Genomic DNA, 23,932 nt, shown 5'->3' on the forward strand with positions numbered 1-23,932 from the left:
GGCGAGCCCATCGAGCGATGGTCGAGACGACAGCACGATCTACGAGGGAGCAAAGATGAAGATCGAGGACCTCAGGGACACCGCGGGCAACCTTCTCAAGTCCAGCATTGTCTATGCCGAACCGCTGGAGAAAAACGGAATCACAGTGATTGCGGCCGCGTCGGTCGCAGGCGGCGGCGGATTCGGAAACGGGCACGACGAGAACGGCCAAGGCGAGGGTGGGGGTTTGGGGGTGCGCGGCAAGCCAGCCGGCGCATTCGTTGTGAAGGGCGATCGTGTGCGGTGGCAGCCGGCGATCGACGTCAACAGACTCATCGCCGTCGTTGGTGCAATCGCGGTCGTGGCGCTACTCGTCGGTGGGCGAATCGCTCAGCAGCATGCGCACTGATCGGACCGGTACGCGAGGACTTGCGCCACAGGTTGCGGGACGTTCGACTCCGTGCAGGGCCGGCGGGCTTGGCTAGCGTCCGATCGATTGCAGCAGAGTGGAAGGAAACTAGGAGTGGGACAGCATGTTTCGCTGCGTAATGCGGTGGAAGCGGTGATGAAGTCGGCCATGCGGTTCGTTGCCCTGATGGTCGCTGGGCGTATTTTGCAGCCTCGGCGACATGTCGGCGGACGTCTTGTATTCGCCGACGGCACCACTGCGCGAGTTTTTCGCGAAACGACCGTGCGAGACGCTCCGCCGACAGATCTCGCCGTGCTGGTCGTCGAGTTTCGCCTCCGTTGGGTACATGGATTTATGCATCGACTGTTTCGTTGGGAGAGTCTGCTCAACACACCCCTGTTCGTCGGCTTCCCGGGATTCGTATCAAAGCTGTGGCTCGCACACGACGAACATGAGGTCTATCGGGGCATCTACCAGTGGAGTGGGCCCGAACGCGCAGAGGCATACGCGATGGCTCTTTCACGACTTCTGCAACCGGTATGCGTCAGGGGAAGTATCGCCTATCACATTCTTCCGGGCCTCGACCGAGCCGAGTTCGTTTCCGGTAGAGAGGAACTCGTCCGGACGCAGAGAATCGAGCACGGGGCTGAATCGTGGGTGGTCGCGTGATCGACCCATTGTCGAGATCACTCGAACAGGAGCACAGCGTGAACAGCGGTCAACCGGTAATAGTCGGAATCGATGGATCCCCAGCGGCACGAACGGCACTGCGATGGGCGGCGCGATACGCGGCGGAGCGCAGAGCTCAACTGATAATCGTCACCTGCATCGGCGGTCCGGCTGTCCACGGTTCCCGAGTAACGAGCGTCCCGAACGATTCCGAGCCGATGCGCGACGCCGCCCGAAAACTGCTTGCACAGGCCGAATTCGACGTCGCTGCGCTGCATCGGAGCGATGCTGGCGAGACGCGAACTGTATTGAGCTCGAGTCCCGCCGCCGCTACCCTCGTCGATCTGTCGAAGGACGCCGGCATGGTCGTAGTAGGTAGTAGGGGGCTCGGTGCACTCGGACGAGGCCTACTCGGTTCGATAAGTAGCGCCGTCACTCAACATGCGCACTGCCCGGTAGCGGTTATCCACGAAGCGGCAGCAGGCCGCTCGATCGACGACGGTCCCGTGGTCGTCGGGGTGGACGGTACACCGAACAGCGAGCGTGCGATCGAAGTCGCGTTCGACGAAGCCGCAATGCGTGGCGCAGAACTAGTTGCAGTCCACGCCTGGGTCGACACGAGTGACTTCGATATGCCGGTTGCCGACTGGTCTGCCGCGATGCAACTGGAGGAAGCGAATCTAGCGGAAAGCCTTGCGGGATGGCAGGAGCAGTATCCGGACGTACGCGTTCGCCGGACTGTCGTCAAGGATCGACCGGTCCGGAATCTGCTGGAGCAGTCGGAGGGCGCGCAGCTCGTCGTTGTCGGAAGCCACGGTCGAGGTGGATTTGCCGGCATGCTTCTGGGCTCGACTAGTCAAGCGCTGCTGCACAGCGTCGAGTGTCCGCTGATCATCGCTCGCACGCCGGCATGACCATCATCGAAGCCGAATGCGGAGTGAGGAAGTATTTGGACTCGGCACAGCGTCCGGACCGATGCTGCGCGCGGGTTGTTGGAATACGCACAAAGCGCCCAACTCTTGTGCGTCGGCAGCCGCGGGCACAATCGAGAGACAGGTCGCCTTCTCGGTTCCACCAGTCGCTACTTGCTTCAGAACTCGCCCTGTCCAGTTATCGTCTGCCCTCCCGGACTCTCGCCCAGGCCGAAAGACTCTCTGCGCAAGGGTTATTCGGCACTGTGATGGCTCCGATATTGCGTCGATCATCGAGTAATGAACGATTCGATCTCAGTCTTGGTGACTTTTGCGTCCGCGCAGGGCTCGACCAAGGAAGTGGCAACTTTTATCGCTGATCGGTTGCGGACAAGGGGCTTCGAAGTCGACCTGCGCCCGGTCGGCGAGCAGCCGGATGCCCAGCCCTACGACGCAGTCGTCATCGGCAGCGCCGTTCACAACATGGCTTGGTTGCCGGGAGCCGCAGACTATCTGTATCGGCACCGCTATGTACTGGCAGGGCGAGCTGTGTGGCTCTTCAGCGTCGGTCTGTCGCCGGCGCTGCAGGGGCCTATCGGGCACTTGCTGAAACAGTCAGTGCCGAAGCAGATCTCGGACCTACTGAATGTTGTCTCGGCGCGAAGTTACACGGTCTTTGCCGGTGTCTACCGTCGCGCAGACACAACGAGGCTTACCCGGGCAATCTATCGCCTCATCGGTGGCCGCAGATATGGCGACCTACGCGACTGGCGGGCGATCGAGCGCTGGACGGACCAGATTGCCATAGCGCTGGGCGCAACCGAGATACCCGCTCCCGCAAGCCGATAGCGCCGCGAGGCGGGACGTTCGGCTCTTCGGATGTGTCCGGTCGGCACTAAGCCGAAGCGAGCGAACAGAGAAGAGTTGATGGAATTGCAGGCCTAGTCGAGGAGAGATACATGGCGATTCGTGTGGGCGTCAACGGCTTCGGCCGTGTAGGTCGAAACTTCTTTCGTGCCGTAGAAGCGCAGCGTGCGGCCGGCAGCACCGACATCGAAATCGTGGCTGTGAACGACTTGACCGATCACAAGACTCTGGCCCATCTGCTCAAATTCGACTCTGTGCTCGGACGTTTGCCGAATGACGTTTCGGTGGACGGCGACGACCTCGTCATCGGAGATCGCCGCATCAGAGCTTGGACAGTCGCGGATGGCCCGTCCGCAGTGCCGTGGGCGGATCTCGGCGTCGATATCGTGATCGAATCGACTGGTCGCTACACCGCAGCAGAACAAGCTCGGGGTCACCTTTATGGCGGTGCGAAGAAGGTCATCGTCTCCGCAACATCGAAGGGCGCCGATCTGACCGTAGTGATGGGTGTGAACCACGGCCACTACGACGGCACTCAAAACGTCATCTCGAATGCGTCATGCACGACAAACTGTTTGGCGCCGATGGCAAAAGTGTTGGATGACGTCTTCGGTATCGAGCGCGGACTGATGACCACCGTTCACGCATATACGCCGGACCAGAACCTGCAGGACGGCCCGCATCGAGACCTCCGTCGCGCCCGGGCGGCCGCCCTCAATATCGTGCCGACCTCAACCGGCGCAGCGCGCGCGATCGGGTTGGTTCTGCCCCAGCTCGACGGCCGGCTTGATGGCTATGCGCTGCGGGTGCCGGTACCCACGGGCTCGGCCACCGATCTCACCGTTGTCGTGCGCGAGCCCGCGACGGTCGAATCAGTCAATGCGGCTTTCGCCGCCGCTGCTGAAGGAGAGCTTGCGGGCTTTCTGTCGTACACGGAGGACCCGATCGTATCGTCGGATATCGTCACCGACCCGTCGTCGTGCATCTTCGATGCCGGGCTGACCAAGGTGACGGGCAATCTCGTCAAGATCGTCGGCTGGTACGACAACGAGTGGGGCTACTCGAACCGCCTCGTCGATCTGACAGAGCTGGTGGCACTGAGCTTGTGAACCCGTGATCGTGGCAGCGGTACTCTGGCCAGCATGGTCGTGGTGTCGACAGGTCGCTGCCGCTGGCCCGAGTCCTGTCCAGGTTGGGGCCGCCGGCGTAGCAAACGTCGATCTTCTTCGAGATCCGCGCCGGCACTGCTGATGTGGGTATTGGTGCCGGCCGTGATCGCAATGCACAGCTTCGTTCTTGTCGGTCCGGTCCTCGCGCACCACGCGGGAGCGGATCCGCACTCTGCGGGCCAGTCGCCTGCTGAGTGTCCCGGGCCTAGTCATCCGTGCGAGGAGGCCGGGCATGGCTGGCATCCATGTGTAGGTGTCCCAACGGCGGGGGTGGACTTGGATTTGGCAGCGGCGGTCGAGTCCACCGCGGAGGTTGACCTGGCTGGAGTGTTGGGGCCGGCGCACCGCGGGCCTCGGCTGGGGGGCCGGGCGCCGCCTTGGACGGTGTTGTCGGCCGCTGAATTGTCGATCTGGCGGGTGTGATGGTCGGCCCCGCGCGCAGTTTGGGCGCGGCGGGTCCCTCCGTTCACCGAACCCCACCAAAGAAAGACGATTCCATGCTCTCTGATCTGTGCAGTAAAACCCGTGTGTTTGCGGCTGCGTTAGCTACGACAGCGACCCTGTTCTCGGTCGGTTGCAACGCCGACCAGTCGACCGACTCGTCGAACACGACCAGCGTGCCAACAATCGGCAGTTCCGCTTCGACGACGATCTCGGCTGAGCCACACAGCGATTTCAATGATGCTGACGTGGCTTTTCTCGAGCTGATGTATCCGCATCATGCGCAAGCCATCGAGATGGCGAAGATGGTGACTTCGCGTTCGCAGAATCCGAAGGTGTTGGAGCTCGCGACCGGTATCGAAGCGGCGCAGCAACCGGAGATGGCACAAATTTCCACGGTGCTGGTCAGTTTCGGAAAGCCCGCGCCGATCGCTGGGATGGATCATTCCGGTGCCGACCACGGCGGTGGCGGGATGATGAACCGGGACGACATGCAAGCGTTGGCTGATTCGTCCGGTGTGGACTTCGACCGGATGTTTCTCACCATGATGATCGAGCATCACCGCGGTGCCATCGAGATGGCGAACGTCGAACTCGCCGATGGTCGCAATGCCGAAGTGAAGCAGCTCGCGGAGGCGATCGTGTCTGCACAGCAGGCCGAGATCGGCCAGATGAACGCCTTGCTCGCGGAGAGGTGACGGTTGCGCTGTGAGGCGGCGTCAAACCGTCGCCTCACAGCGATCGACTGTGTGGTCTGTGCGCGTTTGCGTGATAGCCGGACCCGATTCGCTCAGGGTCAGGGCTTAATGTCGAGGCCTACTGTGACAGCTCTCTCGAAATCGTCGTCGACGAGGACGACCTGTCTGTCGATGCGATCGAGAAGTGATGCAGCGATGGATGATCGGTAACCGGATGCGCAGTGTACCCAGACCTCGCCGGTCGGGACTTCGTGCAGGCGGTGCGGCAATTCGTGGAGGGGAATGTTCACTGCGTCGACGATGTGACTGTCGTCGAACTCGCCCTGTTGGCGGGTGTCGAGTACGACGATGTTGCGGTCGTTCTTGGCAAGCACCATTCCCGCGAAGTCGGACACTTCGTAGGTGCGCAACTTGTCGTCGCCGACGAGATTGTGGATGTCGCCGACTGCGGCACCGGACAGGTCGTCGATCCCGATACGCACGAGTTCTCGCTGTGCGTCTGCAATTTGGTCCGCACTTTCACCGATCAGCGTCAACGGTGCACCCCATTCGTAGAGCCAGCCAAGGTATGTGACAAAGCTCGTCGACAGCTCGAATCCGAGGCTGCCGCTAATGTGGCCCGCTGCGAATGCGGTTCGCATTCGCAGGTCGACCACCCATTCGCCGGCGTCGATTCGCTGCCGGAGTTCGTGCGGGTCCACCGGCGCCGGGATGCTCAGGTCGACGGGTGCGGGTCCCTGCGAGTTGATGACACCCATATGGGCGTAGTAGGCGGGATAGTCGGAAAGGCCGGCGATCAGTTCGTCGACGTAGGTTTGCTCGTCCTGGGTCAGAGCGGGATTGGTCGCGCACTGCTCAGCGATGGTTGAGGATTCGCCGCTGGTGGGTGTCGCGGAGCAGAAACTTCCGAACCCGTGAGTGGGGTAGATCGGAGTATCGGGTGGCAGCTCTGCGACGATTCGCCGAACGGAATGAAACTGGGCGTGAGTGAGTTCGTCGGTGTGGTCGGAACCGAGTAGGTCGGTGCGGCCGGTCGATCCGTACAGCATCGAGCCACCGGTGAACACGGCGATGGGCGTCGCGGTGTGGTCGCGCAGTACGTAACTCACGTGATGATGGGTGTGCCCGGGGGTGTGCATAACGAGCAGACTCATGAATCCCGCGTCGACGATGTCACCGTCGATGACGGCGCGCCGGTGGTAAGCCACCGAGTCACCTTTGGGGACAACGTATTCCGCGCCACACGTTCGCGAAAGTTCGAGTCCACCGGTGACGTAGTCGTTGTGGATATGGGTCTCGAGCACGTGGGTGATCGCCGCGTTCTTGTGGCGAGCCAAGTCCTGAACACGGTCGATATCGCGCTGGGGATCGATGACAACCGCCGTGCCGTTGTGGCTGATCAGATAACTGCGATCACCCAGGCTGGAGGTTTCGATGATGGCGATGTCCACGCTGTTCACGTCCTTTGGCAGTCGGTCTGGTCGCGTCCGGCGTGCTCAGGCGAGCGCGAGAAAGAGCTTTTCGAGTTCTGCTTCGGTCATGGGTTCTTTGTTGTCGGCGGTCGCACCGGTCATGCACTCCCGCAGGCCTGTAGCGACGATTTTGAAGCCGGCCCTGTCGAGGGCCTTCGAGACTGCGGCAAGTTGGGTGACGACCTCTTTGCAGTCACGGCCGCTCTCGATCATGCCGATCACACCGGCAAGTTGCCCGTGCGCACGTCGCAGTCGATTCAGGACTAAAGCGATGCTGTCTTCGTCGCCGACCATTTCTCTCCTTGGTTGTGTTCTTCCGGTACCCGCAACGGTACCCCCGGGGGCATTGTGGGTGGTCGATCTGAAGTGCCGGTCGCGGTCTAGCCAAGGAAGAGCGTGTCGACGGCTACGAAGGCGGCTACCGCGAAAACCACGTAGGCGAACCATCGTTGGAGCTTGGCGTTGTCGACGCGTGAGCTGTACCGACCTGCGACCAACGAGCCGGCTGTAGCTGCGCCGGCAAAGATTACGGTCAGTGTCCAGTTCGAGCCGAGGCCATCGAACTGAGCGACGAGCCCCGCCGCCGAGTTGACTGCGATGACCACCAGCGATGTCCCGATCGCGATGCTCATGTCGATGCCGAGTAGTACGACCAATGCCGGGACGATCAGAAAGCCACCGCCGACGCCGAACAATCCGGTGAGCACACCGACTCCGAATCCGGTGGGTATGGAACGAGGAGCGCACCGGCGCCAGTCGATGCCCGATCCTTCGGTGCTGCAAGCAGTCCCAACGCCATCGCCACCCCTGAGCATTCGTATGCCCGCGGCGATCATTACGACGGCGAAGCCGATGAGGACTACTTTGTCCGAGACGTGTCTGCCGACAGCGGAGCCCAGTATCGTCCCGGCGACGCCAGTGGCTGCGAAGATCGCGGCTAGTCGCCACTCGATTGCCTTTGCACGAATCTTGGCGAGCGCGCCGGTCGCGGAGGCGACACCGATTACCAGCAACGAGGTCGGAACAGCCTCCGAGAGCGGCAGTTTCAGCCCGTAGACCAACGCCGGCACAGCGAGAATCGACCCGCCGCCACCGAGCAGCCCGAGAAACATCCCGATGGCAATGCCCAGGGCGAGTGCGACGATGAGCGTCACTGGCGCACAATGGTCCGCCCGCCCAGGGCGTCGATTGCGGCGCGCAGCTTATCCGTCGCAGCACTGGCAACGGCGGCAAGTTCGGGTTCGCCGGTGACCTCCACCATGATTTGCGGGTTCATTGCTTCGACGATCACCGAGTTCGACTCCGGCACAGTGGTGTCGGCACGAACGACAACGTTGCACGGCAACAGCAATCCGATCTGCGGCAGCACGCCGACCGCTCGATGTGCAAGCGCCGGATTGCACGCGCCGAGAATGAGGTAACGCTCCATGTCCACACCGATTTTCGCCTTCAGCGTGGCTTGCATGTCGATCTCGGTGAGCACACCGAATCCTTGCTTTGACAAGGCCGCCTTGGTCTCGGCGACCGCTGTATCGAAATCGGTGTTCTCGAGCGTTGTGCTCAGTGCAATATTCATCTGATTTCCGTCCAGAGGTGTGAGTGATTTGTCAGTGCGAGAACGGGATCGATGGGAGAGCGTTCCGCAGCCAAGTCGGCGACCACCAGGCGGCGTGCCCGGTCAGCCGTAGCAGCACTGGCAACAGCACGAGTCGGATCAAAACGGCATCGAGGAGCGCGGGTGTGGATCCTCGGCACTCAGCGCCCGAAGAAGGACCGCAGCCCGAGCCTCTGCGGCGGGTCGGGTATCGGTTGGCACGTGCACCGATCGGACTCCTCGATCGATTGCATGACGCTGTGAGCGTGTAGGCCGCAGCCGGCCCATGTGGTCTTGTGGCAGTGCGGGCAGTCGGCGATATGACACACGATTTCCTCCACGAACGAGCAGGTTGTTCGCTTCATGGTGGCACATACCCTGGGGGGTATGCAAGTACCCCCTGGGGTATGCACGCGAGCTCACGCGAGTGTCTTACATGACCGGACTACGCATGAATGTCGACACGCAGCGGCGAATTCGATGCTTTGTCCGCCGGTGTGTGGCGACGGCCGACGATTGCTGGAATCGAGCCGACTATGCTGAGCAAGCCGAGCACGACCAAAGCGGCTGGAATCGCCGTGCCGAACAATGCGACTGTTCGGTTACCGTCGATCGCGAGTGCGGCCTGGTCTACGACGTTCTGCCTGGTGTACTTGATCTTGACCGTCGAGATCGGGATCGCCACTGCGGGAGCCTGATTCAGCACGACCGAAGTCACGTTGGACCGGCTCATGTCAACGATGATGCCGGTAGTCGGATCGACCGAGAATGTCCCGACCTGGTCGAGCGCATAGGTGAGCTGGACTGTTTCTGGAAGTGTCGATAAAGCTGAGGTGAGCTGACTTTGCATGGCCTGCGGCACATCGAGCGCCATCGCCAGCAGCGAAAGTTGATCTCTCGGCATCTGCGCAGGCAGCTTCGCAAGTGTCGCAGGATCTGTGACCGGGCCGGTCGCCTTGCCGGAGAAGCGGTAAGTTTCCAGACCGTAGTGGTCCTCGGTGATGACATATCCGATCTCCGCGGTCGCGCGGAGTTCCTGAACCCATCCTGTGTAGCTATGTGTGCCGGTGCCGATTGGAAATCCGATCGTGATGCCGACGCTATTCTCGGCGGCATGTGTCGTGAAGTTCGAAACTGAATGCATCGACTTGCGATCGAGGGTGTAAAAATAGTCGGTCGTGGCGAACACCTTGCCGGACTCGACGAACGACACGACGGAGTGGTCGTTCACAAGGGCGCGGGTCTTGTCGGCCTCGACTACCTTGACGTGGCGCTCGACCCGCACCGGCACGCTGCGCATGATCAGGTTCGCGAGATCGCCTGTTGCAGCTGCCTCGGCGTTGACCCCGCTGACCGTGCCGTCGTAGACGATTGTTGTGTCCGTGTCGGCTGGCAGGATCATTCGGCTCGGCAGTACGACGTATCTCATTCCTGCTGCCGCGACGAGCATGAGCACACCGACGGTGGCCAGTATGAATCCTAGACGGTATGAGGGTCCTGGGCTGGGGCCTCGATCACATGTAACCGTGGGTTGCCGGTGAAGGGTGGTCCTGGCCGGTAGAGCCACAAGATGTGGAGGCCCCAGTGATGTATCAGCGTACGAGCGTCGGATTGGATGTGCACGCACGGTCGGTGGTGGCGTGCGGTCTGGACGGCGAGACCGGTAAAGTGGTCGAGCGTCGATTGACACCGCAGCACACCGAGCTTCTCGACTGGATTCGAAAATTGCCGCCGCCGGTCGCCGTGACGTATGAGGCAGGTCCAACCGGCTACGGTTTGGCGCGGTTCCTCGACAGCGAAGGAGTCGCGTGTTTGGTGGCGGCCCCGTCGAAACTGCAACGACCACCAGGAGATCGGGTAAAGACGGATATGCGGGATGCGCGGCATTTGGCCAAGCTGCTGCATCTCGAACAGATCGTGGCAGTGAAGATTCCTTCCCCAGAGCAGGAAGCGGCTCGCGACCTGGTTCGTGCGCGTGAAGACGTGCGGGCAGATCTGATGTCAGCGCGGCATCGTGTTTCGAAACTCCTTCTACGACAAGGACTCGTGTACTACGGCGGGAGGGCGTGGACCTGCGAGCACGAGCGATGGCTGCGGTCACATAAGTTCGCCAGCCTCGGGTTGCAGCTGGCCTACGAGACCGCGTTCGACACGATGCTGGCGACGGTGGATCGCCGTGACCGGCTCGACACCGCGATCGCGGCGATGGCCGCAGACAGTACTTTTACGCCGGTGGTGACCAGGCTCGCGTGTCTGCGGGGAGTATCCACGTTGACCGCGTTCGGGTTGGCGGTCGAGATCGGCGACTGGCATCGGTTGACCGGCCGCTCGATCGGCGCGTACCTCGGACTCGTCCCCAGCGAAACATCCTCCGGCCAGTCACGATCGCAAGGCTCGATCACCAAGACAGGCAACGGTCACGTCCGGCGATTGCTGATCGAGGCGGCATGGCACCATCGTCCGCCCTACCGTCCCGGCGTCACGCTGCGCCGACGGTGGGATTTGGCCAGCCCGGCTGCGCGGGCCCGCGGACAGCACGGCAACCGGCGGCTGCATGCCCGCTGGCTCAGCTTCGACGAACGTCGCAAACGTGTCACCGTCGCAAACACCGCGATCGCTCGCGAACTCGCCGGCTGGTGCTGGTCGTTGGCCGTGCTCGAAGACTGAGCTCACATTGAACCCACCATTCCGGGCCCGCTCGATCGTGGTCGACGCTCCGCCGATATCAAGGTCGGTTCTCCTCGCTGCGCTGCGGGGACTCCACCTTGACACCGGCAACTGCGCGACGACCAGAGCAGCAAGGACCGCGGAAATGGGCAACAAATGTCCGGCCGATCAGATCGGTGATCACGGCAAGCGTCTGGGAGCGACCCGCGACAAAACTATGAGAAATCCCAACTCCCCGTTGGGATCACGCTCGAGCCTAGACTCAGCGACTCAGCTCCAGCCGAAACAGTCCGCCCTGCTGGTACCCAACCCGCGCATATCAGACTGACAACGCGTCGACACGACACGCTCGCGATCACCCATGATCGACCGGTCCAAGGAAGCGACGCTCACGACGACGGTCGCGGGCGTCGCTTCTCCATGCCCTATTGACAAATCCGACTACATATCAGTTTTCGCATGTCTGCTACCTCTCATTTTCGATGGCTGAACGCGGCACCCGCGAGCTCGGATACTCGCCATCGGCGACCGGCACGCGAACCAAGTTGTAAGGCGGGGCGAGTGCAAGAACTTCGGCGAATCCTGCGCGCAGACATTCCAGGAAGACGTCGGGATCCGGTACTGCTGTGCCGTCCGTTGTTATGCCGACATGGCATGCGCCGTCGTAAGACATCAGCGTGAGATTGGCTGCGCACCCCATCGTTGGCCCGAAGGCGGTGTAAGCAGTGACCCTGGCGCCGGCGAGGAACAGCGGAATCTGTGGTCCGAATACATCGCTGGCAAGAAAGTCGACCCGCTTCAGCATGCTGCCGGCTACGGCGGTTGGCAGAAGATCGAGGCCGAACGCGATGGAGTTGGCGAAGGGGAGTGAGCGCGCCGCCCGCGCCCGTCGTGCTTGCTTATCGATCTTGCGCATTCGCGATATCGGATCAGCATCTGAGACGGGCAATCGAAAGCGCATCAACGTGATTCGATTGCTCGTCGCCGGATCGTCCTCCTTGCGGATACTGATCGGCATGGTCACACGCAGTTCGTCGGCGGCAGCGCCGTGCTGCTCGTGGTAGCGGCGCAACCCGCCGGTCACCGCGGCGAGGAACGCATCGTTGAGGGTGGCGTCGGCGATTTTTGCGGCGCGCTTGAGGTCGGCGAGGTCGACCGTCACGAGTTCGAGATTGCGACCGAGACCGCGTCCCCGCATGACGGGAGAAAGCGCCTGCGAAACAGGTGCGACCGTTTCCGCGATCGATACGACCGTTCCGATCGCGCCACGCACCGCCCGCACCGGGTGGCGTATCAAGCGGGGAACCGCGCCGAACATCGCGCTCGTGGTTGTGCCCGCGAATCGCGCCACCTGACGCGAATTATGCGCGATGCTCGCCTCGAGCAGCGGACCGCGATTACTTTCAGGCGGAGGTGTCGTGTCTTGCAAGGGTTCCGGTGTCTGCGAGAGATCGAATAGCAACGGTGCAAGTTTCATCGCTCCCTGACCGTCGGTGAGAGAGTGATGAACCTTCATCACGAGTGCTGCGCGACCGTCGTCGACGCCTTCGACAAGTATGCATTTCCACAGCGGGCGAACCCGGTCGAACCCGGTCATGGCTTCGGCCCGCGCGATCTCCAGAACGGCCGCGGTGGTCGACGGCGCAGGCGCCTGGATTCGGCGGACGTGCCAGGAGATGTCGAACTGCTCGTCGATCACGAATCTTGGCGTCGACAATCGCGCTGGCAGTTCCTCGACTCGCTCTCGGAATCGGATGATGTGCCTGCTCGCGTTGTCGAGTCGGGTTCGCAGTTGCTCCCAGTTCGGTGAACTGTCGAGCCAGATGATCGAGACGATTGTCGACCTGAGTGCCGGATCTGCCTCCTGGTACCAGGAAAATGCATCGCTAGCTCGCATGAATTCGCCGTCGCCATGGGTCATTTTCGAGGCTCCTCTTGTCGGATCGTGCTCAATCGAACGCCACGATGGCCAGTCGCTGGCAGGGGCGCGCGACCTACGTGCGCATGACTAACGGCCTCGGTTGACAGGGCCAGTTGCCGAGTAGCCGCGGCTCCGGCGTGCTTTGTCGCCCGCAATTGTCGCCCGATCGCCAATGCAGCCGAAGGTCGAAACTCTCAGGGGCGAAAGACTCTTCGTCCTGAATCGTCAGCGTGAAAGTGTCACCGCTAAATCGGATCCGCACAGCTTCGTATTTCAGAAAGGACCTGACATGTCGAGTTCAGACGGCCTGCGACCGATCGTGGCAGCATTGGATGGCTCCGCAGTAGCCTCCGATGCCGCACGATGGGCTGCCTCGTTAGCTGACCGTCTAGACGCGCCGCTGCACTTGGTCGCCGCGTTGCCGAGTCCGAATTTCGTGATGACCGAGGTTTCGATCGTCTCGAGGAATGAGTTGAATTCGGCGATCCGCAAAACAGCTGAAGAGACAATCGAATCCGCGCGTCTCGAGATTCGTCATGAGTTCCCAAAGGTCGAGATCTCTGCCGAAATTGTCCCGGGACCGCCGGCTTCGGCCTTGATCGAGGTCGGAAACCAGGCCCGAATGCTTGTCCTGGGATCCACCGGAAGAGGCATGCTCGGATCGATGCTGATCGGATCGACCACGATGCGAGTCGCCGGTCGCACAGCCTGTCCGGTCGTAGTGTGGCGCGGTGACGTTTCTGTGCTCGACGACCGACCGGTAGTTGTCGGAGTCGACGGAAGCGCAGCAGGCTCGGTCGCCGTCGAGTCGGCATTCGAGTTCGCGGCCCGCGCGGGTACGCCACTCGTGGCGGTCCACGCCTGGTCGACTCGTCACAATGCGGGAGACGTCACGATCCCGTTGCTCGTCGACTGGGATGCCGTCGAAACGACCGAAAGGTCTCTCTTACAGGCGAATATCGCGCCGTGGAAAGAGAAGTATCCCGATGTCACTGTCGACGAGGTGCTCGACGCACGTCACCACGCCGCAGAATTGATGCTCGGAAAAGCAGACGGCGCACAGTTGCTCGTGGTGGGATCCAGGGGCCGGGGTGCGCTTGCCGGGGCGGTATTCGGGTCGACCAGCCAAAATCTGCTTCATCACAGCACCTGTCCGGTAATGATCTGTACCGCTCGTTCTGAGTCGGTCACCAACTGACACATGTGACGTCGGCCGTCACGGGATGGGAAGGGCTCGCCCCGCGCCGTCACCGGTTAGTCGGGGCAACGTTGTGACTGAGGCGATCGAGGCCATCGGTGGCGCCAGAATGTCACTGCATTGTTCGAACGATCGTCAGAGGATCTGCTAAGTCCGGTTGCCGGTGGTCAGTTCGCGCGCGAGCTGGTCCACTCGTGTGGCGATGTCGTCGCGGATGAGGCGCATGCGTTCGATGCCTTCGATGCCGCGCATTGACGGTTCGTCGGTGTCCCAGTTTTCGAATACGGTGCCGTCGATGGGTTCGACTGTTGCGTCACGGCCGAGGGTGACAACGAGATCGACCTCGCGGATGAGTGCCGGGTCGATCGGTTTGGGTTTCTCGTCGCGGATATCGACTCCGACCTCGAGCAGCGATTCGGCGGACAGCGCGTTGATGCTGCCGACGGGTTGCGTGCCGGCCGAATAGACGTCGATGGCGTCGCCGGCGGCCTGGCGCATGAGACCGGCGGCCATTTGTGATTTGCCGCCGTTCTTGACGCAGACGAACAGAACAGATGGTGTGCGCGACAAGGGTTTTCTCGTGATCGGCTAGAGCGACGTGGGCACGAGCTCGGCGATCAGGGCTTCGATGCGAGCCTTGATCTCGTCGCGGATCGGACGTACGGCATCGACGCCTTTGCCGGCGGGGTCCTCCAGTGTCCAGTCACGGTAGCTGACGCCGGGAAAAGTTGGGCACACGTCTCCGCAGCCCATGGTGATCACGACGTCGGAAGTTTCGACGGTGTCGAAGGTGAGGACCTTCGGCGTCTGATCGGAGATGTCGATGCCGACCTCTGCCATCGCTGCCACGGCCGCAGGATTGACCGTCTCCGCCGGGGCACTGCCTGCGGAGCGAACTTCGATCTTGTCACCGGCCAGGGCAGTCAAGAATCCGGCGGCCATTTGCGAGCGACCGGCGTTGTGGACGCAGACGAACAACACACTCGGCGTGGGTGATGTCATGGGGAGCAGTCTCTTTCAGTTCTGGAACGCTTGGTCGGCGGGGTCGGGCAGGACCTATTCCTCGTAGCGGCGGCCGGGGAATGCGGGGCAGGCGTCACCGCAGCCCATGGTGATCACAGGTCGGCGGCGCGGGTGCAAGGCGAGGACTGCGGGGCACTCGGTCATGACGAACTCCGTTGCTGGGGGATGTCTGAAGGCGTGGGGCGGTCGGGATGGTGGGGCACGACGACGTCGTCGGCCGTCTTGGCAGCGTCCGGGTAGAGCACCACGACCAGCGCGAGCCCGATCAGCCCGCCGATCAGTTGGGCGGCGATGAATCCCGGCACCGAGCCCGGTCCGATGCCGGCGAACGTGTCGGAGAACACGCGACCGATCGTGACGGCAGGGTTGGCGAAGGAGGTGGAGCTGGTGAACCAGTAGGCGGCGCCGATGTAGGCGCCGACCGATGCGGCCGAGAGCCCCGCCCTGCCCGTGCGAGCGAGAGTGAAGATCAATGCGATCAACCCGGCGTTGGCGACGATCTCGCCGACCAGATGTCCGCTGGTGATGCGGTCCTTGGTGGCGATCTGGAAAGCCGAGAGGTCGAACATCACGTTCGCAAGGATCGCGCCCACGATCGCACCGATGATCTGCGCGATCGCGTAGGCGCCGAGGTCGGTCACGGTCATCCCGGTCCCGCTGCGGCGACCCAACAACCAGTCCGCCGCAGACACCACAGGATTGAAATGAGCGCCCGACACGGGCCCGAAGATCAGAATCAGCACCGCCAGGCCGAGCACGGTGGCGGTCGAGTTCTGCAGCAGTTGCAGCCCGATATCGTTGGGGGACAGCCGCGCTGCGGCGATGCCTGACCCGACGACCACGGTCACGAGCAGGGCGGTGCCGACGAATTCGGCGAGCAGTCGCCGGGGTAGTGGGATGGCAGTCATCGGGCGTTCACAGAACGGGTGTCGGTCCGAAGAGTAGTGAGAGTTGCTGCAGCGCATCAGGAACGACCCGGTAGTAGACCCATGTGCCACGGCGTTCGCTGTCGACCAGACCTGCTTGGCGAAGCACCTTCAGGTGGTGGGAGATGGTGGGCTGAGTCAGCTCGATTCCGACCGATAGATCACACACGCACGCTTCCCGAGTGGCGGTGCTGGCAATCGCGCTGAGCAACCGCAGTCGTGCCGGATCCGAGAGCGCTTTGAGCTTCACCGCCAACTCGGCTGCGGCCTCGGGGCTCAACGGTTCGCGTACCAGCGGTGCGATAACGCACTCGGGCACATCGCCGCGCGGCAAATCCTGTTTCGACACGCGTCGATATTGACCGATGTCGAAGCAGGACGCAAACGAACATCAGGTGAACGGCCCGGGCGCGCGCCGTAGGGCCTTGCTGGCCTATGTCATATCAGGGTGACCAAGCGCGCGGAAAAGAAGCAGATCATCGCCAGAGTGAGAATCGCGACTGCTGTCAGCGCGAGAATGGGTCCGATTCTGCTGGGCATCGGCTGCGGGTGTGAGAGCCCGGAGGTCTGACCGGTGTCCGGGGGAGTGTCGCCTGGGGCGACACCGCCACCCGGTTCCAGTCCCGGAGCGCCGAGCGCCCCGGTGTCTGGGCCGTCGGCCGAGGACATCACTTCGCCAGTGCGTGAGAGAGTGACCTGCCGAGACCGGCGACCACTTGGCTCGCGCGCTGCTGCTCGCCCTGCTGGGACCCCAGAACAACCACGGTTCCAGTCAGCACCGGGGTCACCCACTGGACGATCCGAAGCTGGTTCTGCGCGGCCGCGGCTTCGTCAGGAGTGGCCGAGGAAGGTTCGGTTGCGCCGTCGGCTGCGTGCCGCCCATGGTTCGCGATCTTGCTGCCCAAGTACCCGGAGTAGGCGGTTGTTCCTACTGCTGCAAGGGTGATCAAGGTCTTGATCGTCGTGTTGGCCCCCACTCCGTCTTGGTTGGCCACCCGGCGCCGGTTGGCGGCGATGAGTCCGAGCCCACCGATCGCGTGAATTCCGATCGCGGCGGCGTTGATCGGTGCCCATCTGGCCCAGCCGTCGGCGGCGATGCGTGCCCGGTCGTCGGGGTCGGCGATGTCGCTGGCGGCACCGTTGAGGCCGGTGGCGCCCATCAACGATCCGCCGAACCAAGCAGCGGCTCCGACGTCGTGCATCGCGCGGACGATTGTGTTGCGTGTGTTCACTGTGACTCCTTCGACTCGACGCTGTGGTTCGAGTCTCATGGCGGCCGGGATTGGCGCTCGGCAGCGTGGAATAGATCTACTCGGGTGAGCAAATCGTCGTGCAGTAGAGCGTTTCTCTTGCAGGGATCAGGGCAAGGATTCACGATCACGATGACGGAGTTGCTGCGAGCGGGACATCCGTTCGCGCCGCACTTGCTACAAAGCTCCGGCAGTAGTGGGTTACCCCGAAAAGCGATGCACAAACGCTGCAACCGGTTCGCGTTTGCATCGCGACACGGCGGGTATTACACGAGAGCTGTCTGCTTCGCCAGAACCGTTGAGCACCGTCGGCACACCACAGTCAGAGGCCGTCGCATGCTCCCATCTCGCACAGTCCATCTGAACGACTACACGTCGCAACCATTGTTCGGCAGCGACCGAGTGCGCTCGATATCGAACTGGCGGAACTAGCCCTCGAAATCCGCTGCAACAGAGAGAAGCTGACATGGCAACAAACATGCCGAAAGATCACAAAGCCGACGTGCCGGACGAGGAGAACAAGGCGCTCAGTTCCAATCCCCGCGATACCGATCACTCGACCGGTTCGCAGGACGCGGCCGAGAACGCCGACAAAGAATCCCCGAGCTAGTCCGACCCCGCGCGTCCTACCTCTGGTTGTCTATCGACTGTTGGGCCGCGGCGACCACGGCTTCCGGCGTGAAGCCGAATTCGTGGAACAGGGTCTCGGCGTCCGCGGATTCGCCGTAGTGCTCGATCGAGACGACTTCTCCGGTGGTGCCGACCAGCTTGTGCCAGCTTTGCGCGACGGCGGCCTCGACCGCGACGCGGGCGGACACTTCGGGCGGAAGCACACTGTCGCGGTACTCCCTGGGCTGCGACTGAAACCACTCCACGCAGGGCATCGAAATCACGGAGGCAGTAATGTCCCTGTCCGCCAACAGCTTCTGCGCCGCCACCGCCAACTGCAGTTCGGAACCGGTGCCGATTATGATCACGTCGGCGTCAGCTGGATTGCCACCGCCGAGGACGTACCCGCCTCTGCAGACACCGTCGAAATCGGTGCCCTCCAGGACCGGGACGGCTTGCCGAGTCAGAATGAAACCGACTGGGCCGCTACCGTTTCCGCGAGCGATGATGCTGCGCCAAGCGTAGGCGGTCTCATTCGGGTCACCCGGTCGAACCACGGACAGGTTGGGAATCGCGCGCAGTGCGGCGAGGTGCTCGATGGGCTGGTGGGTCGGCCCGTCCTCGCCGAGTCCGATGGAGTCGTGGGTCCAGATGTAGATGGTGTCGATGTCCATCAACGAGGCCAGTCGCACTGCGCCCCGCATGTAGTCGGAAAATTGCAGGAACGTGCCGCCGAAGGCCCGAGTCGGACCGTGCAGCACGATGCCGGACAGGATCGATCCCATCGCGTGCTCGCGGATACCGAAGTGCAGCACCCGGCCATAAGGATCTGCGGTGTAGTCCTTGGTTGAAATAGAATGCGGCCCAAACGATTTAACGTTTTCGATGGTGGTGTTGTTGCTGCCGGCCAGGTCCGCCGAACCGCCCCACAGTTCGGGGAGCTTCGGTGCGACGTCGTTGAGCACCTGCCCGAACGCGGCCCGCGTCGCCAGCGGTTTGGACCCCGGGTCCCAGGAGGTCACCTCGGCGTCCCAACCGTCGGGCAGTTCCTGAGCCGTCAGCCGGTCCAGCAGCTTCTTGCGCTCGGGCTCACGTTCCGCCCAGGCATCGAACTCGACCTGCCATGTCTGGTGGGCGTCCCTGCCGCGGTCCACCAACTTCCGGGTGTGGGCGATCACCTCGTCGCGCACCTCGAACTTCTTGTCGGGGTCGAAGCCCAGCACCTTCTTGGTGGCCGCAACTTCGTCGTCGCCGAGCGCAGAGCCGTGCACCCCGCCGGTGTTCATCTTCGTCGGCGCGGGATAGCCGATGATCGTGCGCAGTGAGATGAACGACGGCCTGTCGGTCACGGCTTTGGCTGCTTCGATAGCCGCTTCGATGCCGTCGACGTTCTCGCCACCGTCGACTTCCTGCACGTGCCAACCGTATGCGCGGTACCGGGCTGCGACGTCCTCCGACAACGCGATGTTGGTGTCGTGCTCGATCGAGATCTGGTTGCGGTCGTAGAACACGATCAGGTTGCCGAGTTGCTGGGTGCCGGCCAGCGAACTGGCCTCGCTGGTAATGCCTTCTTCCATGTCACCGTCCGAGGCGATGACGTAGATGAAGTGATCGAACGGGCTTGCGCCCGATGCGGCGCCGGGGTCGAAGAGACCACGCTCGAAGCGGGCGGCCATCGCCATCCCGACTGCTGACGCGAGACCTTGGCCCAACGGCCCAGTGGTGATCTCGACTCCCTTGGTGTGGCGGAACTCCGGGTGCCCAGGGGTTTTGGACTTGTACGTTCGCAACGACTCGATGTCGGCGAGTTCGAGGCCGAAGCCACCCAGATACAGCTGGATGTAGAGCGTCAAGCTGCTGTGGCCGGCCGACAGCACGAACCGGTCACGGCCCAGCCAGTGCACGTCGGAAGGGTCGTGGCGCAGCTTGCGTTGAAACAGCGTGTACGCGAGGGGCGCCAAGCTCATCGCTGTGCCCGGGTGACCGTTGCCGACCTTTTGCACTGCGTCCGCCGCCAGCACCCGCACCGTGTCGACGGCGACCGAGTCGATGTTCGCCCAGTCCTTCGGGTGGTGAGGCTTTGTCAAGGTGGCAATGTCGACTTCGGTCATGATCACACTCCTTCGTCTACGGCCGGCAGTTGCCGGTCGGCGGGGGTCGAGCGCTGCTTGTTCATCAGCTTCGTTATTGATCGGTTGATGCGGCGTCGGGGCCAGCCGCGAGCGCCGTCTGCCTTCAATGCGGCGTGCGCGGCGTTGAAACCGCACATGCCGTGAACACCGCCGCCCGGATGCGCGGATGCGCTGCCGAGGTAGAGGCGATCGACGGGTGTTTCAGCCCGCCCGGTTCCTGGGATCGGCCGAAAGATCAACTGCTGCTGCAATTGCGCGGTTCCGCCGTTGACCGCACCACCGTGCAGGTTGGCATCGCTGGCTTCGAGATCGCGGGGCCGCTGGACTACCCGGCCCACCACATGGCTTGCGAAGCCAGGGGCGTATGACTCCAACACGTCGTCGACGCGGCCGGCCAGGAGGTCGGCCGACGCGTCGTCGATGACGTTTCGAGGCAAATGGGTGTACGCCCAGGCGCTTTCGGTCCCGGCCGGCGAACGAGTCCGGTCGGCCGTTGTCATCTGTCCGAACAGCATGAACGGCTTCTCGGGGACGACCTCGGTGCTGAGGTCGGCCATCCAGTGGACCAGTTCACGAGGATCTGCGCCCACATGGACCGTTCCGGCGCCGCGCAAATTCTCCGAACGCCATGGGACTGCGCTGTCCAATGCGTAGTTGACCTTCAAAACCGGTGTGTCCCAAGCAAAATTCTTAATGTCATCCAACAGGCGGGGCGGAATACTCTCGCGCGGAAGCAGGTTCGTGTACAGGATCGGCGCCGATACGTCGGCAACAATCGCCCGCCGCGCAGTGAGAGTCGTGCCGCCGGCGGTCCGCACGCTGACCGCGCGCCCACCTCGAACGCCGATCGCGACGACTTCTTCGTTGCAACGAAGCTGCGCGCCGCCGTACCGCGCGCGGGCGGCAAGCGCGGCGGTCAGCTGGGCCGCTCCGCCGACAGGAACCGGATATCCGCCGTCTTGCGCCAGCATCGTAAGTAGATATCCCATCACCCCGCTGCCCGGCGCGTCTGGCGGCACATCCGAGTGCATGGCGTTGCCCAGGAACAAGATTCGACCGGCATCGTCGTGAAAAAGTTCTCTGGCCATGACCGATGCCGGCAACATCAGAAACCGTGCGAGGCGAACAGCATCCGCTGTGCCGATTGCCCGCACAAGTGCTACCGCACTGCGAACCGGGGGAAACGGCGAGAAGAGTGCGGACAGCAGCGGCTCACGGATAGTTCGCCACTGTTCGACGAGCCGTAGCCAGGTTTCCCCATCACGCGGATCACGCTGCGCCAGAAGGGCAGCCGTTTCATGGGAGTCGCGGAGGATGACCGGAGCGTTTTCGTCGCTGCTGGACAGTGGGTGGCCGAGCACCACCGGCGCATGGCTCCACTGCAGTCCGTGTTGCTCCAGATCGAGGCCGCGAATGGCGGGCGATACCGCAGAAAGGGGGTAGAACGCGCTGTACAGGTCGATCACGAAGCCTGGCACAAGTTCCGCGCTTCGGACGGCGCCACCTAGTTCAGGTTGCGCCTCGAGGACGATGACGTCCCAACCGGAGTCCGCGAGAACAGCTGCCGCGACGAGGCCATTGTGTCCTCCACCGATGACAATCGCGTCAACGGTTGCGGTTGCCGTGCGCTCAGACGTCATCGGGCTTCTTTCCTTCGGCAATCAACGCCAAACGCAACAGGCATTCGTGATTTCGGTGCCAGAAGGCGGCGAGTTGCACTTTGTCCGGTATCAGATCGAGCGGCTTCGTTGCGACTACCTCCGACATTTCCATTCGGCAGCCGCCCGGAATGCTGTGCAGACGCATGGTGACGAGTGCTTCACCTACAGGCCAGAGCTTGGCCCGCAGAACCAACTCTCGCTCTGGAACGACGTTTTCGACGACAGTCTCGTCGTTGATCAACGCCGGCCATGGACCGACCGAATGGCTGATGCGTGAATTGGGCTGTGGCCAGTCCGCATCGACAGCACGGATTCGACTCGCACCGACAACCCAACCCGAAAACTTCCACCCATCGGCCAGCACGTCCCAGACCTGCTGTGCAGACGCAGTCGTCTCCCTGGTGGCAGTCATGGTCAACCCTTTCTCGAAGGATGTGGCACCGGCGGCGAGCCGATGCTGTCGGGGCACCCGATCGTGCTCCGTTGGCTCCTAATCCACTCTGGTCAGCGGGCGGGTCGCCGGCCCTTCCAAAACCGCGCCGTCGGCCGCGAACCGGGAGCCGTGCAATGGGCAGTCCCAGGACCGCTCGAGGTCGTTCCATCGCACGATCGCCCCCAGGTGCGGACAAACGGCGCTCACTTTGTGCTCCACTGCCCCGTCCGTGCACCGTCCGACCGGGAACGGGAACCCACGTTCCACGCGCCCCTGCCCATCTGGCAACGCGCCGTCCGGCGCGTGAGCGAGGGGGCTGATCCAACCTTTTGCCATGTTGAGACCGACGAGCGTGTTGATCCGCGCCGCAGTCGGCAGGCCGCGCAGTTGCCGGACGTTCCATGAATCGAATGCGTTCGCCCACGCAGGCTGTTCGTCGCCGATGATGCTGTGTGCCAATATGATCGCGGATGCCACGCCGTTGGTCATGCCCCATTTGTCGAAGCCGGTCGCGACCAGTAATCGTTGCTCGCCGGGGAGCAACGGACCGGCATATGGCAGCGCGTCGATCGATTCGTAGTCCTGCGCAGACCACGAATGTGTCAGTACGGCATCGGGAAAATGGGACTGCGTCCAGTCGACCAGGTCCGCGACCGCTCGGTTGGGTGACTCGTGACGACCTACGGGATGTCCGTTGCCGCCGACGATAAGCTTTTCTCCGGTGTGATGTCGGGCGTAACGCAACGAGCGTGACGGCCCGTCCGCGGACAGATACATCGACCGCGGGAATGCGTTGTCCGGTACATCGAACGCCGCACAATAGGACCGTAACGGTTCCACGCGTGCGAAAAAGGCCCCCCGGTCGAGGATGGGTGTGCCCGTTGCCAGCACTACGTGTCCAGCGGACACCTCACCCTGATTCGTGCGAACGCGAATATTCTTGCCGCGGGACCGCACCGAACGCACACGGGTGTGTTCGACCAATCGCCCACCATGAGAACGGAACTCGGCCAAGAGCGCATCCAGGACCGCCATCGGATCGAATTGCGCCTGATCGCGCAACATGACTGCGCCGCTATTGGGGAACGGCACCTGTAACTCGTCGTGCCACCTCACGTCGAGGCCCGCGGATCGTGCCGCCCGATATTCAGCCTTCGCGGCAGAGATACCCCCGGAACCCTGAGCGTAGGTGTAAGCGTCTTCCCGATCGACGCTCACGTCGTGGTCGGCGCAGAAGTTCAACAACCACGCCATCGCAGCACTGTTTGCCCTGGCGTAGGCGCGGACCAGGGACTCGGGATGCTTCGCGGAGATCTGTGACAGGCGGGTTCCCTGTAGGAGGCTCACCTTGGCCGTCGTATTACCGGTCGCCGCGGCACCGACATAACGACCCTCGACGACCACGACGGACACACCCGCCGTGGCCAGTAGCACTGCCGTAGTCAATCCCGTCAGCCCAGCGCCGACGACAACGACGTCGGCGTGGTCGGGCAGCGCGTCGCCTGCCGACGAACCATCTCCGACGTCGACGCCGCGATCCAGCCACAACGAACTCATCTGCGCACGCTTTCTCGATGCTTGGATTCCTCTGCGCCCGACGGCGGGAGGTCATCAAGTTGGTACCCCGCAACCCGACCAGCCAACCAATCGGTCCGGGCCGATCTGTGCAACGGAGGCATACTCGGCCCCGAGTCAGCCGGGCGTGAGCTTCGTCGCGTCTGGGTCCCAAGCGTTTCTCGCTCGGCCCGCTCGGGTATGTGAGCGGAGGTAAGCGCCTCTAGCGATGGGATCAGTTGAGTGCGGAGTGCGGAGTGCGGCAGGCACCAGTCTGACTGAATCGAGCGGGCCGCTTCTCTGCGCTGGTTGCAGCGTGCGACATCATCGATCGGCGGGTGACCGCGGA

The 23,932-nt window shown here is 62.7% G+C and carries 26 protein-coding genes; 10 read left to right on the top strand and 16 right to left on the bottom strand.

The features are described from left to right. Nucleotides 1-55 precede the first annotated feature (55 nt). The 7 genes from JGU72_RS20435 (at nt 56) to JGU72_RS20465 (ending at nt 5,143) form a co-directional block, all read left to right on the top strand. Entirely contained in the window at nt 56-388 is a 333-nt protein-coding gene (locus JGU72_RS20435) for a sporulation protein (protein ID WP_199685878.1), read from the top strand. A 114-nt stretch (nt 389-502) separates the two neighbouring features. Continuing rightward, nucleotides 503-1,057: a hypothetical protein gene (locus JGU72_RS20440; RefSeq protein ID WP_199685879.1), complete on the top strand. Its 555-nt coding sequence runs from the start codon at nt 503-505 to the stop codon at nt 1,055-1,057. 38 nt (nt 1,058-1,095) lie between these two features. Further along, a complete protein-coding gene (locus JGU72_RS20445) occupies nt 1,096-1,971 on the top strand; it encodes a universal stress protein (protein WP_199685880.1) in 876 nt (291 codons plus the stop codon). A gap of 33 nt (nt 1,972-2,004) precedes the next feature. Then, nucleotides 2,005-2,238, top strand: coding sequence for a universal stress protein (locus JGU72_RS20450; RefSeq protein ID WP_199686113.1), 234 nt, complete (start codon nt 2,005-2,007; stop codon nt 2,236-2,238). A gap of 30 nt (nt 2,239-2,268) precedes the next feature. After that, nucleotides 2,269-2,817, top strand: a complete 549-nt coding sequence (locus JGU72_RS20455; RefSeq protein ID WP_199685881.1) for a flavodoxin domain-containing protein — start codon at nt 2,269-2,271, stop codon at nt 2,815-2,817. Between the two features lie 110 nt (nt 2,818-2,927). Continuing rightward, on the top strand, nt 2,928-3,944 hold the full coding sequence (gene gap / locus JGU72_RS20460; RefSeq protein WP_199685882.1) for a type I glyceraldehyde-3-phosphate dehydrogenase: 1,017 nt from the start codon (nt 2,928-2,930) through the stop codon (nt 3,942-3,944). A 482-nt stretch (nt 3,945-4,426) separates the two neighbouring features. Further along, entirely contained in the window at nt 4,427-5,143 is a 717-nt protein-coding gene (locus JGU72_RS20465; RefSeq protein WP_307828526.1) for a DUF305 domain-containing protein, read from the top strand. Between the two features lie 98 nt (nt 5,144-5,241). Here JGU72_RS20465 and JGU72_RS20470 read toward each other — a convergent pair whose 3' ends face one another. The 5 genes from JGU72_RS20470 to JGU72_RS20490 form a co-directional block, all read right to left on the bottom strand. Further along, complete coding sequence (locus tag JGU72_RS20470; protein ID WP_199685883.1) at nt 5,242-6,594, bottom strand: MBL fold metallo-hydrolase; 1,353 nt, start codon at nt 6,592-6,594, stop codon at nt 5,242-5,244. Between the two features lie 45 nt (nt 6,595-6,639). Next, nucleotides 6,640-6,909, bottom strand: coding sequence for a metal-sensitive transcriptional regulator (locus tag JGU72_RS20475; protein ID WP_199685884.1), 270 nt, complete (start codon nt 6,907-6,909; stop codon nt 6,640-6,642). A gap of 86 nt (nt 6,910-6,995) precedes the next feature. After that, nucleotides 6,996-7,769, bottom strand: a complete 774-nt coding sequence (locus JGU72_RS20480; protein ID WP_199685885.1) for a sulfite exporter TauE/SafE family protein — start codon at nt 7,767-7,769, stop codon at nt 6,996-6,998. Continuing rightward, the gene (locus JGU72_RS20485) at nt 7,766-8,191 is read right to left on the bottom strand and encodes a DUF302 domain-containing protein (RefSeq protein WP_199685886.1); all 426 of its coding nucleotides are present in this window, start codon (nt 8,189-8,191) and stop codon (nt 7,766-7,768) included. The genes JGU72_RS20480 and JGU72_RS20485 overlap by 4 nt, the downstream gene beginning before the upstream one ends. Before the next feature lie 463 nt (nt 8,192-8,654). Continuing rightward, nucleotides 8,655-9,899, bottom strand: a complete 1,245-nt coding sequence (locus JGU72_RS20490; protein ID WP_307828527.1) for a porin PorA family protein — start codon at nt 9,897-9,899, stop codon at nt 8,655-8,657. Between JGU72_RS20490 and JGU72_RS20495 the strand changes: the two genes are divergently transcribed. Then, nucleotides 9,794-10,876 (top strand): IS110 family RNA-guided transposase, encoded by a 1,083-nt coding sequence (locus tag JGU72_RS20495; RefSeq protein ID WP_463315443.1) that lies wholly within the window; start codon nt 9,794-9,796, stop codon nt 10,874-10,876. The two genes, JGU72_RS20490 and JGU72_RS20495, sit on opposite strands and share 106 nt — an antisense overlap. A 466-nt stretch (nt 10,877-11,342) precedes the next feature. On the opposite strand, the gene JGU72_RS20500 is transcribed toward JGU72_RS20495, so the two are convergent. Then, entirely contained in the window at nt 11,343-12,797 is a 1,455-nt protein-coding gene (locus tag JGU72_RS20500) for a wax ester/triacylglycerol synthase family O-acyltransferase (RefSeq protein ID WP_199685889.1), read from the bottom strand. A gap of 289 nt (nt 12,798-13,086) precedes the next feature. Between JGU72_RS20500 and JGU72_RS20505 the strand changes: the two genes are divergently transcribed. Next, nucleotides 13,087-13,995: a universal stress protein gene (locus JGU72_RS20505; RefSeq protein ID WP_199685890.1), complete on the top strand. Its 909-nt coding sequence runs from the start codon at nt 13,087-13,089 to the stop codon at nt 13,993-13,995. Nucleotides 13,996-14,142: 147 nt separating this feature from the next. Here JGU72_RS20505 and JGU72_RS20510 read toward each other — a convergent pair whose 3' ends face one another. The 6 genes from JGU72_RS20510 to JGU72_RS20535 form a co-directional block, all read right to left on the bottom strand. Further along, nucleotides 14,143-14,565 carry an arsenate-mycothiol transferase ArsC gene (locus tag JGU72_RS20510; protein ID WP_199685891.1) on the bottom strand — a complete coding sequence of 141 codons (423 nt, stop codon included), beginning with the start codon at nt 14,563-14,565 and terminating at the stop codon, nt 14,143-14,145. Between the two features lie 18 nt (nt 14,566-14,583). Beyond that, nucleotides 14,584-14,997 (bottom strand): arsenate reductase ArsC, encoded by a 414-nt coding sequence (locus JGU72_RS20515; RefSeq protein ID WP_199685892.1) that lies wholly within the window; start codon nt 14,995-14,997, stop codon nt 14,584-14,586. Between the two features lie 161 nt (nt 14,998-15,158). Continuing rightward, the gene (locus JGU72_RS20520; protein WP_199685893.1) at nt 15,159-15,926 is read right to left on the bottom strand and encodes an aquaporin; all 768 of its coding nucleotides are present in this window, start codon (nt 15,924-15,926) and stop codon (nt 15,159-15,161) included. 7 nt (nt 15,927-15,933) lie between these two features. Beyond that, nucleotides 15,934-16,293 (bottom strand): ArsR/SmtB family transcription factor, encoded by a 360-nt coding sequence (locus JGU72_RS20525; RefSeq protein ID WP_199685894.1) that lies wholly within the window; start codon nt 16,291-16,293, stop codon nt 15,934-15,936. Between the two features lie 89 nt (nt 16,294-16,382). Next, a complete protein-coding gene (locus JGU72_RS20530; RefSeq protein WP_199685895.1) occupies nt 16,383-16,613 on the bottom strand; it encodes a DUF6480 family protein in 231 nt (76 codons plus the stop codon). Continuing rightward, the gene (locus tag JGU72_RS20535; RefSeq protein ID WP_199685896.1) at nt 16,613-17,176 is read right to left on the bottom strand and encodes a hypothetical protein; all 564 of its coding nucleotides are present in this window, start codon (nt 17,174-17,176) and stop codon (nt 16,613-16,615) included. The genes JGU72_RS20530 and JGU72_RS20535 overlap by 1 nt, the downstream gene beginning before the upstream one ends. Before the next feature lie 484 nt (nt 17,177-17,660). Here JGU72_RS20535 and JGU72_RS20540 point away from each other — a divergent pair, with 484 nt between their 5' ends. After that, on the top strand, nt 17,661-17,804 hold the full coding sequence (locus tag JGU72_RS20540) for a hypothetical protein (RefSeq protein ID WP_199685897.1): 144 nt from the start codon (nt 17,661-17,663) through the stop codon (nt 17,802-17,804). 16 nt (nt 17,805-17,820) lie between these two features. Here the strand turns inward: JGU72_RS20540 and tkt are convergent, their stop codons facing one another. The 4 genes from tkt to JGU72_RS20560 form a co-directional block, all read right to left on the bottom strand. Beyond that, nucleotides 17,821-19,914, bottom strand: coding sequence for a transketolase (gene tkt / locus JGU72_RS20545; RefSeq protein WP_199685898.1), 2,094 nt, complete (start codon nt 19,912-19,914; stop codon nt 17,821-17,823). A 2-nt stretch (nt 19,915-19,916) separates the two neighbouring features. Then, nucleotides 19,917-21,575 (bottom strand): phytoene desaturase family protein, encoded by a 1,659-nt coding sequence (locus JGU72_RS20550; protein WP_199685899.1) that lies wholly within the window; start codon nt 21,573-21,575, stop codon nt 19,917-19,919. Continuing rightward, nucleotides 21,565-22,008 carry an SRPBCC family protein gene (locus JGU72_RS20555; protein WP_199685900.1) on the bottom strand — a complete coding sequence of 148 codons (444 nt, stop codon included), beginning with the start codon at nt 22,006-22,008 and terminating at the stop codon, nt 21,565-21,567. Before JGU72_RS20555 ends, JGU72_RS20550 begins: the two co-directional genes overlap by 11 nt. A 78-nt stretch (nt 22,009-22,086) precedes the next feature. After that, complete coding sequence (locus tag JGU72_RS20560) at nt 22,087-23,586, bottom strand: FAD-dependent oxidoreductase (protein WP_199685901.1); 1,500 nt, start codon at nt 23,584-23,586, stop codon at nt 22,087-22,089. Nucleotides 23,587-23,932: the final 346 nt, after the last annotated feature.

Origin of the sequence: Antrihabitans auranticaus, assembly GCF_016481275.1 — a bacterium.
Classification (GTDB): Bacteria; Actinomycetota; Actinomycetes; order Mycobacteriales; family Mycobacteriaceae; genus Antrihabitans.